Origin of the sequence: Caldalkalibacillus salinus (assembly GCF_016745835.1) — a bacterium.
Lineage (GTDB): Bacteria > Bacillota > Bacilli > Caldalkalibacillales > JCM-10596 > Caldalkalibacillus_A > Caldalkalibacillus_A salinus.
The window spans coordinates 39,033-54,593 of record NZ_JAERVL010000030.1 but is presented as its reverse complement, the minus strand read 5'-3'; the positions used below and the strand labels follow the sequence as shown (position 1 = coordinate 54,593).

The following is a 15,561-nucleotide window of genomic DNA, read 5'->3' as shown; positions in this document are numbered from 1 at the left end:
AGACTGCTTTATCTAGCGGTAGGAAGGAAGTAGGCCATACACACGCATAAATCCAATCCTGTCTAAGATTGTTGAGAATCATCGAGCCAGACTTGGCCATCTTTATATGTCATCTGTTCCGGGTAACGGAGGTCTGTGACTTCATCTTGAATCTTCTGGGATGGGGCAGGGAATTGTAATGAAACCAAGTAAGTGGCGAGTAAACTAACCGGTGCACCAAAAATACCAGCACCTGTGTCTATAATGCCGAAGAAGGTGATATTAAAGTATTTGGCTAGGATAATATAGGTTAATGTTACTGTAAGCCCTGATAACATGCCGGCGATGGCCCCTTGTGCGTTGGCGCGTTTCCACCAAACCCCCAGTAACAGCACAGGGAAAAAGGTCCCCGCAGCGAGAGAAAAGGCCCAAGCCACAATCTGTGTGATAACACCGGGTGGATCCAATGCAACGAGTCCAGCCACAATGGTTGCGACGGCAATGGAGATTCGAGCCACTGCGAGTCGCTTCTTATCACTCGCTTTCGGATTAATCAGCCGATAATAAATATCATGAGCGAAGGATGACGATATGGCAATGAGTAGACCGCCTGCTGTGGAAAGGGCCGCTGCCATGGCACCCGCTGCTATCAAACCGATCACAAATATCCCTAAGTTAGCAATTTCCGGCGTGGCCATGACAACGATATCATTACTGATGGTCAATTCTTCCCACTGGAGAATACCGTCTCCATTCCCATCAGCAATTTGAAGATGATCTGTATTGACCCAAGTTTGCACCCACGCTGGTAATTGGTCGATGGGGCTTCCGGCAACCTTCGTCATAAGGATAAAGCGGGAAAAAGCCGCATAAGCCGGTGCAGACAGATAGAGCAAACCGATAAAAATAAGAGCGAAAGCCCCACTCCATCGGGCAGCCTTCATCGTTGATACTGTGTAGAAACGAACGATGACATGAGGCAGCGCTGCAGTTCCTGCCATTAAGCAAAACATAAGCGCAATGAACTGTGCTTTGCTTGTTTCTTGGAAAGGAGAGAAATATTCGCTAAGCCCTAAATCTCTATCCAAGGCTCCCAGATTAGACACAACCTCGCCATAGCTAACCCAGGGAACTGGATTACCAGTAATCTGTAAAGACATGAAGATGACGGGAATCAGATAAGCTGTAATTAACACGAGATACTGAGCAACCTGTGTCCAAGTAATCCCCCTCATGCCGCCGAATGTGGCGTAGATGGTGATCACAACAACACCAATGATGGTCCCCGTTGTGTGATTAATTTCGAATAATCGGCCCATGACAACGCCAGCTCCAGAGAGTTGTCCAATAATATAGACAAAGCTGACAATCATAGTACCAATCGCGGCAATTAATCTCGCTGTATGACTATCAAAACGATCTCCAATAAATTCGGGCACAGTATAACGTCCATACTTCCGTAGCTGTGGTGCGAGCAAAAAGGTTAATAAGAGATACCCGCCTGTCCACCCCATAATGTAAGCTAGCCCATCATAACCGAGTATCATGACCGTTCCAGCCATACCGATAAAAGACGCCGCACTCATCCAGTCTCCCGCGATAGCCATACCGTTCCAAACGGGCGGCACTCCTCGACTTGCCACATAGAAATCGGACGTCTGCTTTGAACGATTATATATGGCAATACCTATGTACAGGGTAAAGGTGGCAATGATGAATCCAAGTGATACGTAAAATTGTGTGTCCAAATCTCATCCCCCTATCTTCTTAGAATTAATGCTGAACGGTGTTTCCTTGCTCTGCACTGATGCGTTCATTCTGTTTGTGATCAATGCCGAATGTCTGGTCTATTTTGTCATTGACAATTGCATTAATAAACAATAGAACAATAAAAATGAGAATAGACCCTTGTGCTCCCATGAAATAATGAGCGGGCATCCCATTGATCGTGAATTGTGCCCAAAATTCTGCCGTCCCTACAACGCCAAATGACACGATGGCCCAAATCGATAAGTAAATAAGCATATACTTCACTCTCGTTTTGTAATACGCTTCGGCTACGCGAGCTTCGACTTTTTTCACCACAAGCCCTCCTTTATCTCAAGCTCATAATAAATGTTAAAGTTTCCTTAAATCCCATTGGAACCATGGCTACTTGAATGAAGAAGTAGATGAATAGAGATACCAGTGGCACACAAAGGTAGTAACCTTTTTTTAACTTGATCGTTAAAAATAGACTTACAAGGATAATAAACAGAAAGAGATATAACATATCACCCCTCCTCTTTTGCAAGCGGTTTCTTGTTATTGTAGTAAGAATGTTTAGATGTTTTGTACAATTAAGTGTAAAATGTCATAATCAATGCTCGAAAGGTTGAATTATAAGTCTAAATGGTTTTATTCTTTATATTTCATCGTTATGTTAAGAGGAATGTACTCTGTGTTACTAGCTGTTTTCTGTATTCCTATAATGCCATATAATCTAAAAGCTCTTTGGCACTTGACCGACTAACGGGTATTGTCGTTTGAGTCTTATCTTTTAGCACAATATTGTAAGCACCGTTAAACCAAGGGATGATGTCTTGGACGTGTTGTAAGTTAACGAGGTAACTGCGGTGGCAGCGAAAGAAGTGAAAGGCGGTCAGTTTTTCTTCTAATTGCTGAAGTGTCAGTTTTGTCGTGTATACGTGATGCTGCGTTTTGACACGCACAACACGGTGGTCTCGTACAGCATATAAAATAGAATGAGGCTGAACGACTTTGATGCGCTCATTTTCTTCAAGCAGTAGTCTAGGGAGGCGAGGTGCATCTGTTAAACATGTACTCGTAGTATGTTGTGCATGATCACAATGGGGTAATTTAGGTGGATGTTGCAGGAATTTAAACCAAGCGCTGATGAGACGCTTTTGAGTGATAGGTTTAAGAATGTAATCGATGGCTTGTAACTCAAATGCTTCTACGGCGTAGGATCTCGAGGAGGAGATAAAAATAATATGAGGCACATGCTTGTAGAGCGCTAATTTCCGGGCTGCGTCTATACCCGTAAGCCTCGCCAAGTGAGTATCAAGGAATACGATGTCCGGTTGTTGTTGCTTTACTTGTTCAAGTAAGGTCTGGCCATCACTTACGCTGGACAATAAATGGGCATGGGGGAGTTCCTGGAGTTTATATTCTAAATCTTTTCTTACTTGTATGCTATTTTCAGCAATCATCACATTTTTCCTCATCCTTTTGACCTCCTATTTAAAATAGGTTAAAAAGTAAAAAAAGGGATGTTTCACATCCCTAGTAGAAAAAGTGTCCTTTTAGGCAAGATAAATCATTTTACTTCCATTCATCTGCGCCTTCATAACCACTCGGAAGGTCGTCTGGATTAGCAAAACGCTCCTCTTTGAAAGGGTTAGCACTCATAGAATAGCCACGCGTTTCCCAATATCCCGGCTTGTCCTCTTTTAGGAACTCAATGCCTGATACCCATTTGGTGCCTTTCCATAAGTAAAACGTCTCTGGAGGAACGAAACGTAAAGGATAGCCATGCTTAGCGGATATATTCTCCCAGTCATGTTTGCTGTCTTTCCAACGATAAACAAAAAGAGCATCATCACCCATAAGAGGTCCAAGTGGAAGGTTGGCAGAATAGCCAAATCGATCACCGTCTAGGTAGCCGTAAATACGTATATAATTCACTCCTGGGTCCATGTCAACCAAGGATACGAATTCTCTCAAGGCGATTCCCTCAAAGGTTGTATCAAATTTTGACCACGTGGTCACACAATGCATGTCCACCGTTTGAGTCGTTTTAGGTAAAGCAATGACGTCTTCATATGTTAAAACCTTCTTTTTTTCAATAGCGCCGAATAAATGAAAATCCCACGTTTCTTCATTAAATTGATACACATCACCTTCGTGAAGGATGGGCCATTTTTTTGTTTCCATTTGCCCAGGTGGTAGCTGTTTACTCATGATTTACAATCCTCCGCTTCATCATGTTTTAATCTTTATATTATCATAGCAGGGTGACTCACGAACGTAAACAATTGTGACCCTCAGCAGTGAGGGGAAGTTAAGCATATTTTCAGTGGAATCATTTATGCAAGTAAGATTAAAAGCACCAGCCAAACGGCCAGTGCTTTTGTTTGATGACAAGCGTTAACGTTTGGTATCGGGGCTACTACCGTCATCTTCATTATTCAATATCTCTTCTTCTACAAGTTGCTCAAGCTTGCGAATACGGCGTTTCTCTTTGCGACGTTCTGCCTTCACTTCTTGTCTAAGCGAACGATTGACGGAGACGACCATGAATAACATGACGAGAGCAAAAGGTAAGGCAGCGATAATTGAGGCTGTTTGTAACCCTGTTAGTCCGTCACCTTCTTCACTGAAATGGCCACTCAGTAACAATGCCGCTGCGATGGAAGACTGAATGATCCCCCATACGACACGAGTAGATAAAGCAGGGTTAAGCGCCCCCTTAGAAGTCATCATACCCAAGACAAAGGTGGCTGAATCGGCAGACGTAATAAAGAAGGTAATGATAAGCAGAATAGCAAGTACAGCAAGGACGGCGCCAAATGGGAACTGTTCAAGTAACACGAATAGTGAACTATCTAGGTCATCATGAACTGCTGCACCGATGTTTGCTCCCTCGTTTAAGTCAAAGAAGATAGCAGAGCCTCCAAATGCGGCAAACCATAAACCGCCTAATAGGGTTGGGACTAATAATACACCAGAAACAAACTCTCTAATGGTTCGTCCACGTGACACTCGGGCGATAAATGAGCCAACAAATGGTGCCCAAGCAATCCACCAAGCCCAGTAGAAAATAGTCCATGCGCCGATCCATTCTCCACCTGTGAAGGGTGTCATTCTGAAGCTCATAGGAATCAGTTCTCCTAGGTAGCTTCCGATTGTGGTTGTGAACGTTTCGATGATAAATGCTGTAGGACCCGTAAAAATAACAAAGAATAAAAGCAAGCCAGCTACGATCAAGTTAACGTTACTTAAGTAGAGAATTCCTCGATTTAAACCCGTTAAGGTAGATAGCATATATAAGATGGTCACTATCAGGATAATCATGAGCTGCGTGATAATACCACTGGGTATATCAAGAACGTAACTTAACCCACCAGCAATTTGGAGCGTTCCAAATCCTAGTGACGTTGCCACACCAAACACAGTGGCAATAACAGCTAAGGTGTCGATGGTGTACCCGATAGATCCGTCCACCCGATTACCCAGTATAGGGCGGAAGGCTGAACTAATGACACCAGATTCACGTTTTCTAAATTGGAAGTACGCTAATGAAAGCGCAACGATAGTGTATATCGCCCATGGGTGAAGCCCCCAGTGGAAGAAAGAGTACCTGAGCGCTGTACTGGCAGCCTCAACGCTTTCTGGTTCGATATCAGCTGTGGGTGGGGTGAAGAAGTGATACATAGGTTCGCCAACCCCCCAGAAAACGAGGCCGATACCCATTCCGGCTGAGAACAGCATGGCTAACCATGACATGTAGCCATATTCAGGATCTTCATCATCTTCTCCCAGCTTGATACGGCCATAAGGACCAAAAGCAAGATATAAGGCAAAGATCAAGAACATGAAAGTAGCAAATAAATAAAACCAACCAAATGTGTTAGTAATAAAGTTCAGGATGTCTCCTGTCACATTTTGGAGTTGGGCAGGAGCAAAGAATCCCCAGAGGACAAATAGCCCCGTGATAATAACGGAGACGTAAAACACGACCCCTAATTTCTTATCCATTCGTATAAATCCTCCTTTGAATGTTTAAACAATGTTTGTTTGTGATGGTGCCAACCTTGAGCAATCTTTGATTTATGTCATTTACAATAAAAGATTGTAGAGTTCATAGGACACTTTACCCTATTTTGCCGAAGGTTACACAACAATATACATGAACAAAGCATTGCCACTGAGCGTGACAATGCTTGATCTAAGGTATCATATACATGTCGTTTTAGCAAATATAATCACTCATTCGTTAATGTCAAAAACTCGTTCACATCCTGCAATACTAACTGAATGGCGCTTTCCCAGAAAGCTGTGCTTGTGAGGTCAGCGTCTAAGTGTTTGTGCGCTAATTGTTCCACAGTCATACTAGCAGTGTCTTGTAAAAGGGCGATGTAGCGATTCTCAAAATCTTGTCCTTCTTCCATCGCTTTCAGATAAACCCCTGCACTAAACAGGAATCCAAATGTGTATGGGAAATTATAGAAAGGGACTTGGGTTAAGTAGAAATGCAGTTTTGATGCCCACAAATGGGGATGGTAGGACCCTAAGGCATCTTTGTATGCTTCTTTCTGAGCTTGTACCATTAATTCATTTAATCGTGAGACTGGGACAAGGCCGCGCTTGCGCTCTTCATAAAAGGCAGTTTCAAAAATAAAACGAGCGTGAATATTCATAAAAAAGGCCACTGATCTTTGAATTTTATTATCTAGTAATGCAATTTTCTCGTCTTTATTTTGGGCTTCTTTAATTGAGGCATCGGCCACGATCAATTCAGCAAAAGTCGATGCCGTTTCCGCAACGTTCATGGCATACTGTTGTGCCATAGGCGGTAAATCGTTCATGACATGTTGGTGGTAGGCGTGTCCAAGTTCATGAGCTAATGTTGCCACATTGGATGCACTGCCAGAATAGGTCATAAAGATACGCGTTTGCTTAGAGTCGGGGAAACTTGTACAGAAGCCACCTGGCCGTTTTCCAGGACGATCTTCGGCCTCTATCCAACTTTCCTCAAACACTTTTTTTGTAAAAGAAGCCATTTTTGGACTAAAGGTCTCAAAGTGCTTAATAATAAAATCAGCTGCCTCATCGTAGCTTACCGCTTTTGACACATTTCCTATCGGCGCACTGACATCGTTCCAATCTAATTTTTCTACCCCGAGTAACTGCGCTTTTCTTTCAAAATAAGATAAGAGGTAAGATTTATGATCGTCTATCGCTTTCCACATCGCTTGTAAGGTTTGTCCTGACATACGGTTATAGTCCAGCGGTTCTTTATGTACATCATGCCAGCCACGGTTTTTATACAGGCTAAGACGAAAACCAGACAAGTGATTTAATGCATCTGAACAAAAATCTGCATGCGCTGACCATGCCTTTTCCCATTTTTCAAACATGGTGTCACGCACCGTTTTATCCGGATCGGACAATTTGTTTTGAGCCTGTCCTACAGAAAGATGCTTAGTTTCACCGTTGTCTTCATACGGAATCGCCATATTTCCAACCGTCGTGTTATATAATTCACCCCAGCCGTGGTATCCATCAACAGAAAGGTCACTGACTAAAGCCTCCATGTCAGGGCTCAACTTTTCTCTAGCCGCTTGACGTCGTTCCCCTAGGTAGAAAGAGATCGCCTCAAACTCTGGATGACGAACGAGTTCCAACCATAAATCTTCTGGGATTTCAGTAAGTATACGTTCGATGTTGGTCAGAATGGTGGCGTAAGTGGCTCGAAGACTTTTAACGGTGCCACTTAGTAATGTCGCTTTGTTGTCCTTCATGTCTTGAGCGGTCAAGCAGCTCGTGAATGCAGAAGCTTCTCTTAAACGTACAGCCGTGTCTTGGACCTCATGTATAAGAGCTGAAAAACCAGCTAACTGATCCGAAGCTGTAGGGGCAAACATATCCTTAACCCGTATGTTCAAGCGTTCCAAATCTTCTTTTAACTTCGTGAGGTAATCTTGAAATGCTTGGGAATCACTTCCCCCAGGGAAGAAAGTATCTAAATCCCAGTTTTGAGACAATGTTTGGGTCATCAATCATCCAACCTTTCATCATAATATTGACGTTCAATATAATGTAAAAAACTAATCAGAAAATAAAGATAACATCATTGCTATTTATTATACATGAAAATATTTCGTAAATCTAAGATAAATATTGAAGTGTCGTTTGAATATGAGAAAGATTACAAATATGATTGAAATGTTCGGGATATGGTTACAGTATGTTACAATAGACCAAACAATTATTGGAGGGTTATTTCATGTCTAACTTATATGATTCTGCACACGGGCTTTCAAAGGCCATCAAAGAAAGTGAGGAGTTCCAAGCACTTGTAACTGCTCAAGAAAAGGTCAACGAAGAGGATACTTCAAAGAAGATGCTTCAAGATTTCCGTGAGATGCAGATGGAATTACAAATGAAACAAATGCAAGGGCAACAGCTATCTGAAGAAGAAATTCAGAAGGCGAATTCACTTTTTGAAACAATCAAATTGAACCCGACAATTAGTTCACTATTAGAAGCCGAACAACGTTTAAGCGTTGTGATGGAGGATATTAATAAGATTATCGCTGAACCATTAAAAGAAATCTATGGTGATGATGAAGAACAAGAGAACGCCTAGTTTTATGATAAAGGTTGCGTGTGATAGGGAGGAGAACGCGCATGATCATCGTTTCTACGGCTAAAATAAGTACAAAGCATCAAACACGTCTAAGAGATGCATTTACCGGCCATGAATTTTTTTTCTATGCAAGTAAAGAAGAAGCGTACGAGCATCATTTAACTCAAGCTGAAGTTTTGCTTACATATGGAGAAGATCTTACGGATGTCGACATTGATCAAATGCAACAACTTAAGTGGATACAAGTGTTAAGCGCAGGTTTGGATGAGATGCCCTGGGAAGCATTACAAAGGCACAACATTCTGGTCACCAATGCCAAGGGCATTCATAAAATCCCGATGGCTGAGTACACCATGGGTATGATGCTGCAATTGGCACGCAGGCACTATGAGTTTTACGATTTACAAAAGGCTCAAACATGGGATCGCAGTTTACGTGTAGATGAACTATACGGTAAGACGATCGGTATCCTTGGCGTAGGAGCGATAGGTGAAGAGATTGCTAAGCGTGCCAAAGCTTTCGGTATGAAAGTACTAGGGTTACGTAGGAGCACCTCGGAGGGACCAACTGAAGTGGACGACATGATACCGATTGAGGAGAAGTCACGGTTGTTCGAAGAGAGTGATTACGTGGTTGTGACCTTACCCCACACGAAGGATACGGAACATTTCATATCCAGCGATGAACTGGATCAGATGAAGGACACTGCGTACTTAATTAATATTGGTCGGGGTAAAGTTGTCGATGAATCTGCGTTGGTTACAGCTTTGAAACATCATACCATTGCAGGTGCTGTGCTAGATGTATATCATCAAGAACCACTTCCTCACAATCATCCCTTGTGGACCCTCGACAATATCATCTTAACACCCCACGTGTCGGGTAGGTCTCCCTTGTATATGAGACGTGCATTAGATATATTTGAAGACAATATGAGACAATATCCAGAAGTATCTCAGATGCGTAATGTCGTAGCACTTGACCGTCGTTATTAACTAAATCTCTTGTTATACGTGAGAGAAAAAAAGAGCGAGGAATTAAAATTCCCTCGCTCTTTTTGTATGTCGTATCATGTCTTGTGTTTCAAAGCATAGGTTTGGTTTGCATATTTTTCCTCACTCGTACAGATATTAAGTAAGATACAAGAAACCACTCGTGTGTTTTCTTGATCGAAAACCATTTCCAGAGTGAGGGTGAAGTTCATGTTTATTTATGATAGTGTAGCTGTAGATAATGTCCTAACGATTGAGGAGATGGTATGGATGCAAGCTGACACGCAATTTTTTCAAGAGGAAATCGATTTATATGACAAATCTGCTTTAGAGAAAAAACTGAATAACTTATTAAATGAAGAGATTCAATCCGTTGAAGATTTAGAACAGTGGTTGTTAAAAGAGAGTGCCTTAATGGAAGAGATTCAAGAGATACTTTCAGGGGTATATATTGCATTTAACCGGTATAACGATGATGAAAACATTAAAAAGAGATATGAATATCACCAACAAGACATTATGCCTATGCTCAAAACATACAGCCATAAGCTGAATAAGAAGTTTTATGATAATGAATTTCGTAAGCAATTAGATCAAGACAAATACGGGTTGCTCATACGTTCTAGAGTGAATGCGATAGAGCTTTATCGAGAAGAGAATATCCCTTTGGAGATAAAAGAAGACCATTTACATAATGAATATTTTGAAATAACAGGGAGCCTGACGATTGATTGGGAAGGGGAAGAAAAGACGATCCCTCAAATGAAGACATACCTTATGAGTAAGGAACGACATGTGAGGGAAAAGGCGTGGAAGAAGGTATGGCAGGAAGTGCAGGTGCACGAAGAGCGCTTGAACGATATCATGACAGAGCTCATCACTCTAAGACATCAAATCGCTCAGAATGCCGGTTTTGACAACTATCGCGATTATATGTTTAAAAAATATGAACGCTTTGATTACACACCAGAAGAATGCTTTCGTTTCCATGAAGCGGTTGAAGAAGCGGTGGTCCCCATGGTGACGGAGATTCAGAAAAAGCATCATAAGCAAATTGGCGTGGAGCGATACCGTCCTTGGGACACACAGGCGATACCTGCTGGTCAAGAACCGTTAAAGCCGTTTGAAACGACGGAGGAATTGGTAGAAGGGACCATTGATGTTTTTAATCAGTTAGATCCCGATTTTGGGCAATTAATTGCAGAAATGAGAGATCGAGACCTTCTAGATTTAGAAAGCAGGAAGGCGAAATCACCTGGTGGATTTTGTTCAGACTTACCTGTCACTGGCTTGCCGTTTATCTTTATGAATGCAGTAGGGACCCAGGGTGATCTATCCACTATGGTGCATGAAGGTGGACACAGTGTCCATCATCTGTTATCTACAAGACAACAGACACTAGCTGATTATAAAGATGTACCGATGGAGTCCGCCGAGCTAGCGAGTATGAGTATGGAATTATTTACCCTCGACAAGTGGGATCGGTTTTATGAAGACGAGAACGAATTGAAACGTGCACAGAAAGAACATATCGAAGACATTATTTCCTTTTTTCCTTGGGCGATGGTCGTGGATCGCTTTCAGCACTGGATGTATGAAAATCCGAATCACACGGTAGAGGAAAGAGAAGAAAAATTTATGGACCTTGTCAAAAGGTATAACTATGCCTATCTTGACATAGAAGGTGTGGAAGAGCAAATCAAAGCAAGGTGGCTTTTACAGCTGCATATTTTCGAAGTCCCCTTCTACTATATCGAATATGCCATTGCACAATTAGGCGCACTACAAATGTGGGAACAGTACCACCATGATCCACAACAAGCGATTAGCAACTATAAAAAAGCACTTGCTCTAGGCAGCTCAAAGACTTTACCAGAAGTCTATGAAACGGCTGGGATTAAGTTTGATTTCTCGACATCAAAGATCAAAGAGCTGATGGATTTTGCTCAGCAGCGCCTACGTGAACTAGAGTAGACCTGAAATAACATTTTCACACAAAGCATGCGGATGTATCATCATGTGACACGACAATATGTCGATTATTGCCAGGGAAATGCTTAATCCCTGGACAGTAATCGGCTTTTTTATATTCGCGACATTTTATATGAAAAGTTTACAGTTTTTTTACTCCGTATTTAACCTTCATTAAAGATCAAAAGTTATGATGGCTAGTAAGCGGCATAGTTTTGATTTCTGTTCATAGATATGAGATAGGGACAAGAACTGTACTTTAACCTGAGAGGAGGGGAGGAGATATGAGGCCACAACCAAGTATAACAGGAGGAAAGGATGACCTGGGGATAAGTGCCCTTAGAAAGAGACAAAAACAACGGCGATTGTTTATGGAAGGGATCCTGTATTTATCACCCGCTTTACTCATATTAGGTGTCTTTCTGTTCTATCCGATGATCAAAACGCTCTATTACAGTTTTTTTATCACGAACCCTAGAGGGATGACGTTATCATTTGTAGGATTTGAACATTATGCTCGGCTACTGACGTCCTCACAATTCCTACAATCGATGAAAGCTACCTTTTTATTTGTACTATATACTGTGCCAACAGGTATATTACTAGCTTTATACTTAGCCGTTATTGCAAATGAGAAATTAAAGGGTATGGCGTTCTTCCGCGTTATTTTTTCTTCAACATTAGGCGTTTCCGTGGCTGCTGGAGCGACCATCTGGTTATTTCTATTTCATCCTAGCATCGGTGTCATTAATTATGGGCTACAAATGCTTGGGCTCTCTAGTATCCCTTGGTTAACATCCTCTACATGGGCCCTTTTTTCTGTTGCTTTAACAACCGTGTGGATGAATGTTGGATTTAACTTCATTATTTTACTGGGTGGACTACAGAATATTTCCGAAGAGCTGTATGAGAGCGCACGGATAGACGGGGCAGGGTATTGGTCCCAATTGTTTAAAATTACAATCCCCATGTTATCTCCAACGTTATTCTTTGTGATCGTGGTTACCCTTATTAATGCCTTCCAAACGTTCGGCCAGATCGATATCCTAACGGGTGGGGGACCAGCTGAAGCCACTAATCTGATCGTCTATGCCATATATAAGGATGCCTTCATACATTCAAGATTTGGTTATGCGAGTGCGCAAGCGATCATTCTATTTATCCTCGTGCTCTTCTTCACCATTATGCAATTTAAGGTTGGAGAAAAGAAGGTGCATTATCAATGATGAGAACGCTTTTATTCTACGTGCTGTTGATCATTTCAGCATTCCTTTTGTTTTTCCCAGTGCTTTTTGCTATCCTAGCAAGTTTCCTTAGTTCGGCTGCATTACATAGTGGGGACTACATACCCAAGAACATATCCTTTGAAAATTATGTGCAAGCTTTTACGAGTGTCCCTTTACTTAAATTTCTTATGAATAGTTTTATCGTATCTTTTAGTGTGATGGTCGGGCAACTGATCCTGTGCAGTTTAGCAGCGTATGCACTGGTTTTTATACCGTTCAAAGGCCGGCATTTTTTCTTCTTTCTTATTCTGTCGACAATGCTAGTCCCTTGGGAAGCCACGATGATTCCAAACTATATCACGGTCTTAAACCTCGGGTGGCTTAATACGTATCAGGGGTTGACGGTGCCTTTCTTTGCCATTGCGTTTGGTATTTTTCTACTTCGACAGCACTTCCTCACGATTCCTAGAGAGCTACATGAATCAGCCCAAATGGACGGGTGTTCACGTTTTCGTTTCTTTGCCTCTTTTGTCATTCCTTTGTCTCGACCAGTCTTAATTGCACTTGGCATCTACGGCTTTTTAACGACGTGGAATATGTACCTATGGCCGTTATTGGCTACGAGTAATGAAAATGTACGGACTGTCCAGATTGGGATCAAGATGATGATCGCTCAGGAAGCCTCAACATCCTGGAACATGGTGATGGCGGGCGTGGTCATTATTTTATTGCCAACATTGTTGCTCCTATTCTTCGGTTTGAACTACTTGAAACGTGGCTTGATGTCGGGAGCACTGAAAGGCTAAGTGTTGGTGTGAAAAGCCAGTGGTGGTATGTAAATCTAACAAAACGATTCAATATAAGGGGTGTAATAATGAAAAAGACGTTACTTTTCATGTTTGGCGTTTGTCTCATTCTAGGCTTTACAGCATGTAGTAGTACCACAAGTGGAGAAGCACAGTATACGGATGATGGAAGACTTATTGTGACCTTTTGGCATGCGATGGGAGGGAATCTAGGGGAAACCCTGCAAAAGATAGCAGATGATTTTAATGCGAGTCAAGATGAGTTTTATGTACAACCTGAATATCAAGGGACGTATGAGGAATCTCTTAATAAGCTCAGACAAGTCGGGGGAACCCCAGAAGCACCAACGCTGATGCAGGTATTTGAGGTGGGTACAAAATATATGGCTGAAAGCGGTTATATCGTTCCCATGCAGACATTTATTGATCAAGATCAATTTGACATATCCAACCTCGAAGAGAATATACTAGGTTATTACCAGATTGATGGTCAGCTCTATTCCATGCCCTTTAATACGTCTAACGCGATCATGTTATATAATAAGGATATGTTTAGAGAAGCTGGCCTTGATCCCGAAGATCCCCCGAGTACGTTCAGTGAAGTACAAGAAGTAGCTCAGAGATTAACACAAGGGGCAGAAACTCATGTTGATGTTCATGGCTTTGGTCTCTTAATCCATGGCTGGTTTTTTGAACAGTTACTGGCCAATCAGGGGGCTTACTATGTCGATCAAGATAATGGTCGATCGGGCGAACCGACCAGAACATTAATTAACGAACAGCCTGGACTGAACGTTTTTACATGGTTAGATGAAATGAATAAGGAAGGGACTTTAGGTATATACGGTCGAGACTGGGATGATATTAGAGCCGCTTTTAAGGCTGAGAAATTGGCTATGTATTTAGACTCAACCGCAGGCACTGCGAGTAACGTCAATGATTCAGACTTTGAAGTTGGCACCGCATACTTACCAGTCATGGATGGGCAAGACAGGCATGGTGTCATTATTGGAGGCGCATCATTATGGATGATGGAAGGGAAGTCTGAGGAGGAGCAGTTAGCCGCTTGGGAATTTATTAAATACCTCGTTGAGCCAGAAACTCAAGCGTATTGGGCTGGTGAGACAGGTTATTTTCCAATTACTAAAGCAGCGCACGAGGAAGCTACATTGCAAGAGGTCTATGACACTTATCCCCAATTTCTCACTGCTGTCGAACAACTTCAAAATACAACCTTAACGCCTGCTACACAAGGGGCGCTTATGAGCGTCTTCCCACAGGCGAGAGAACATGTCATGACGGCTATTGAAAAGTTATATGATGGTGCGAGTCCAGAAGAGGCCTTAAATGAAGCGGCTGAAATGATTGACCGTGCCTTAGAGGATGCGAAAAGGACACGCTAAGATCGAAAAGGACACGCTAAGATCGAAAAGGACACGTAAAATCTAAGAAACATTTCATAACTGTAAACGAAAGGGCGGACGTTGATGGATACTATTTTTGCACATCGGGGGGCTTCCTTCGAAGCACCCGAAAATACGATACCGGCTTTTCAACTGGCGCTCCAGCAGGGGTGCAAGGCCATTGAATTAGACGTTCACTTAACGATAGATCAAGAAATTGTAGTATGTCACGATGACCATATTGATCGGACAACGGACGGTACGGGCTTAATCAAAGAGCAAACATTAAATGCATTGAAGCAAAGGGATGCTGGGAGCTGGTTTTCGTCAGAATATAAGGGGACCAGGATTCCGACATTAGCTGAGATTCTTGCGCTCATAGACAAGGATGTTTTATTAAATATAGAAATTAAAAACATTCCCTACTTTCATAAGGGCATTGAGCAAAAGTTAGTGAGCCTTCTAGAGCGCTATGGATTTGAAGACAATATTATTATTTCCTCGTTTGACCATCAGGCTCTTAAAACAGTACAAAATATCAAACCGAGTCTTAAGAAAGGTGTGTTATTGAAGAATTACCTTATTTCACCTTGGGAATATATACAAAGATGTGATCTTGATGCGTATAGTATTCACCCACTATACACATTCATTGATCAAGCTTTTGTCCAAGACTGTCATCAAGCTGGATTAAAAATTTATCCTTATACCGTTGATGATCGCAAAACGTATCAACACTTCGAAACGTTAGGTGTAGACGGTATATTTACGAATATCCCTTCGCGGTTTATGGGGTAAGACAGGGTGCTC

The 15,561-nt window shown here is 42.0% G+C and carries 13 protein-coding genes; 7 read left to right on the top strand and 6 right to left on the bottom strand.

Annotated features, from left to right (window positions below):
- Positions 1-62: 62 nt before the first annotated feature.
- The 6 genes from JKM87_RS15905 to JKM87_RS15880 form a co-directional block, all read right to left on the bottom strand.
- Positions 63-1,727, bottom strand: a complete 1,665-nt coding sequence (locus JKM87_RS15905; protein ID WP_202081362.1) for a sodium:solute symporter family protein — start codon at positions 1,725-1,727, stop codon at positions 63-65.
- A gap of 25 nt (positions 1,728-1,752) precedes the next feature.
- Positions 1,753-2,061 (bottom strand): sodium/substrate symporter small subunit, encoded by a 309-nt coding sequence (locus JKM87_RS15900; protein WP_202081361.1) that lies wholly within the window; start codon positions 2,059-2,061, stop codon positions 1,753-1,755.
- Positions 2,062-2,444: 383 nt separating this feature from the next.
- A complete protein-coding gene (locus JKM87_RS15895) occupies positions 2,445-3,206 on the bottom strand; it encodes a LytR/AlgR family response regulator transcription factor (protein ID WP_202081360.1) in 762 nt (253 codons plus the stop codon).
- Positions 3,207-3,303: 97 nt separating this feature from the next.
- Complete coding sequence (locus tag JKM87_RS15890; protein WP_202081359.1) at positions 3,304-3,942, bottom strand: molybdopterin-dependent oxidoreductase; 639 nt, start codon at positions 3,940-3,942, stop codon at positions 3,304-3,306.
- A gap of 186 nt (positions 3,943-4,128) precedes the next feature.
- Positions 4,129-5,739 carry a glycine betaine uptake BCCT transporter gene (locus tag JKM87_RS15885; protein ID WP_202081358.1) on the bottom strand — a complete coding sequence of 537 codons (1,611 nt, stop codon included), beginning with the start codon at positions 5,737-5,739 and terminating at the stop codon, positions 4,129-4,131.
- Positions 5,740-5,966: 227 nt separating this feature from the next.
- Positions 5,967-7,760 carry a M3 family oligoendopeptidase gene (locus tag JKM87_RS15880; RefSeq protein ID WP_202081357.1) on the bottom strand — a complete coding sequence of 598 codons (1,794 nt, stop codon included), beginning with the start codon at positions 7,758-7,760 and terminating at the stop codon, positions 5,967-5,969.
- 230 nt (positions 7,761-7,990) lie between these two features.
- Here JKM87_RS15880 and JKM87_RS15875 point away from each other — a divergent pair, with 230 nt between their 5' ends.
- The 7 genes from JKM87_RS15875 to JKM87_RS15845 all read left to right on the top strand — a co-directional run bounded on the left by JKM87_RS15875 (position 7,991) and on the right by JKM87_RS15845 (position 15,549).
- Positions 7,991-8,353: a YlbF/YmcA family competence regulator gene (locus JKM87_RS15875; RefSeq protein ID WP_202081356.1), complete on the top strand. Its 363-nt coding sequence runs from the start codon at positions 7,991-7,993 to the stop codon at positions 8,351-8,353.
- A gap of 41 nt (positions 8,354-8,394) precedes the next feature.
- Positions 8,395-9,348 carry a D-2-hydroxyacid dehydrogenase gene (locus JKM87_RS15870; RefSeq protein WP_202081355.1) on the top strand — a complete coding sequence of 318 codons (954 nt, stop codon included), beginning with the start codon at positions 8,395-8,397 and terminating at the stop codon, positions 9,346-9,348.
- Between the two features lie 207 nt (positions 9,349-9,555).
- Positions 9,556-11,319 (top strand): M3 family oligoendopeptidase, encoded by a 1,764-nt coding sequence (locus JKM87_RS15865; RefSeq protein ID WP_202081354.1) that lies wholly within the window; start codon positions 9,556-9,558, stop codon positions 11,317-11,319.
- Positions 11,320-11,600: 281 nt separating this feature from the next.
- Positions 11,601-12,542, top strand: a complete 942-nt coding sequence (locus JKM87_RS15860; protein WP_202081353.1) for a carbohydrate ABC transporter permease — start codon at positions 11,601-11,603, stop codon at positions 12,540-12,542.
- The gene (locus tag JKM87_RS15855) at positions 12,539-13,348 is read left to right on the top strand and encodes a carbohydrate ABC transporter permease (protein ID WP_202081352.1); all 810 of its coding nucleotides are present in this window, start codon (positions 12,539-12,541) and stop codon (positions 13,346-13,348) included. Before JKM87_RS15860 ends, JKM87_RS15855 begins: the two co-directional genes overlap by 4 nt.
- A gap of 68 nt (positions 13,349-13,416) precedes the next feature.
- On the top strand, positions 13,417-14,751 hold the full coding sequence (locus tag JKM87_RS15850; protein WP_202081351.1) for an ABC transporter substrate-binding protein: 1,335 nt from the start codon (positions 13,417-13,419) through the stop codon (positions 14,749-14,751).
- 84 nt (positions 14,752-14,835) lie between these two features.
- Positions 14,836-15,549 (top strand): glycerophosphodiester phosphodiesterase, encoded by a 714-nt coding sequence (locus tag JKM87_RS15845; protein ID WP_202081350.1) that lies wholly within the window; start codon positions 14,836-14,838, stop codon positions 15,547-15,549.
- The last annotated feature ends 12 nt before the right edge of the window (positions 15,550-15,561 follow it).

Excerpts from the sequence above, each read along its gene's own strand:
- JKM87_RS15855 (WP_202081352.1), top strand. The coding sequence starts at position 12,539 with ATGATGAGAACGCTTTTATTCTACGTGCTGTTGATCATTTCAGCATTC.
- JKM87_RS15865 (WP_202081354.1), top strand. The coding sequence starts at position 9,556 with ATGTTTATTTATGATAGTGTAGCTGTAGATAATGTCCTAACGATTGAG.
- JKM87_RS15870 (WP_202081355.1), top strand. The coding sequence starts at position 8,395 with ATGATCATCGTTTCTACGGCTAAAATAAGTACAAAGCATCAAACACGT.
- JKM87_RS15875 (WP_202081356.1), top strand. The coding sequence starts at position 7,991 with ATGTCTAACTTATATGATTCTGCACACGGGCTTTCAAAGGCCATCAAA.
- JKM87_RS15890 (WP_202081359.1), bottom strand. The coding sequence starts at position 3,942 with ATGAGTAAACAGCTACCACCTGGGCAAATGGAAACAAAAAAATGGCCC.
- JKM87_RS15845 (WP_202081350.1), top strand. The coding sequence starts at position 14,836 with ATGGATACTATTTTTGCACATCGGGGGGCTTCCTTCGAAGCACCCGAA.
- JKM87_RS15850 (WP_202081351.1), top strand. The coding sequence starts at position 13,417 with ATGAAAAAGACGTTACTTTTCATGTTTGGCGTTTGTCTCATTCTAGGC.
- JKM87_RS15880 (WP_202081357.1), bottom strand. The coding sequence starts at position 7,760 with ATGACCCAAACATTGTCTCAAAACTGGGATTTAGATACTTTCTTCCCT.
- JKM87_RS15885 (WP_202081358.1), bottom strand. The coding sequence starts at position 5,739 with ATGGATAAGAAATTAGGGGTCGTGTTTTACGTCTCCGTTATTATCACG.
- JKM87_RS15860 (WP_202081353.1), top strand. The coding sequence starts at position 11,601 with ATGAGGCCACAACCAAGTATAACAGGAGGAAAGGATGACCTGGGGATA.
- JKM87_RS15895 (WP_202081360.1), bottom strand. The coding sequence starts at position 3,206 with ATGAGGAAAAATGTGATGATTGCTGAAAATAGCATACAAGTAAGAAAA.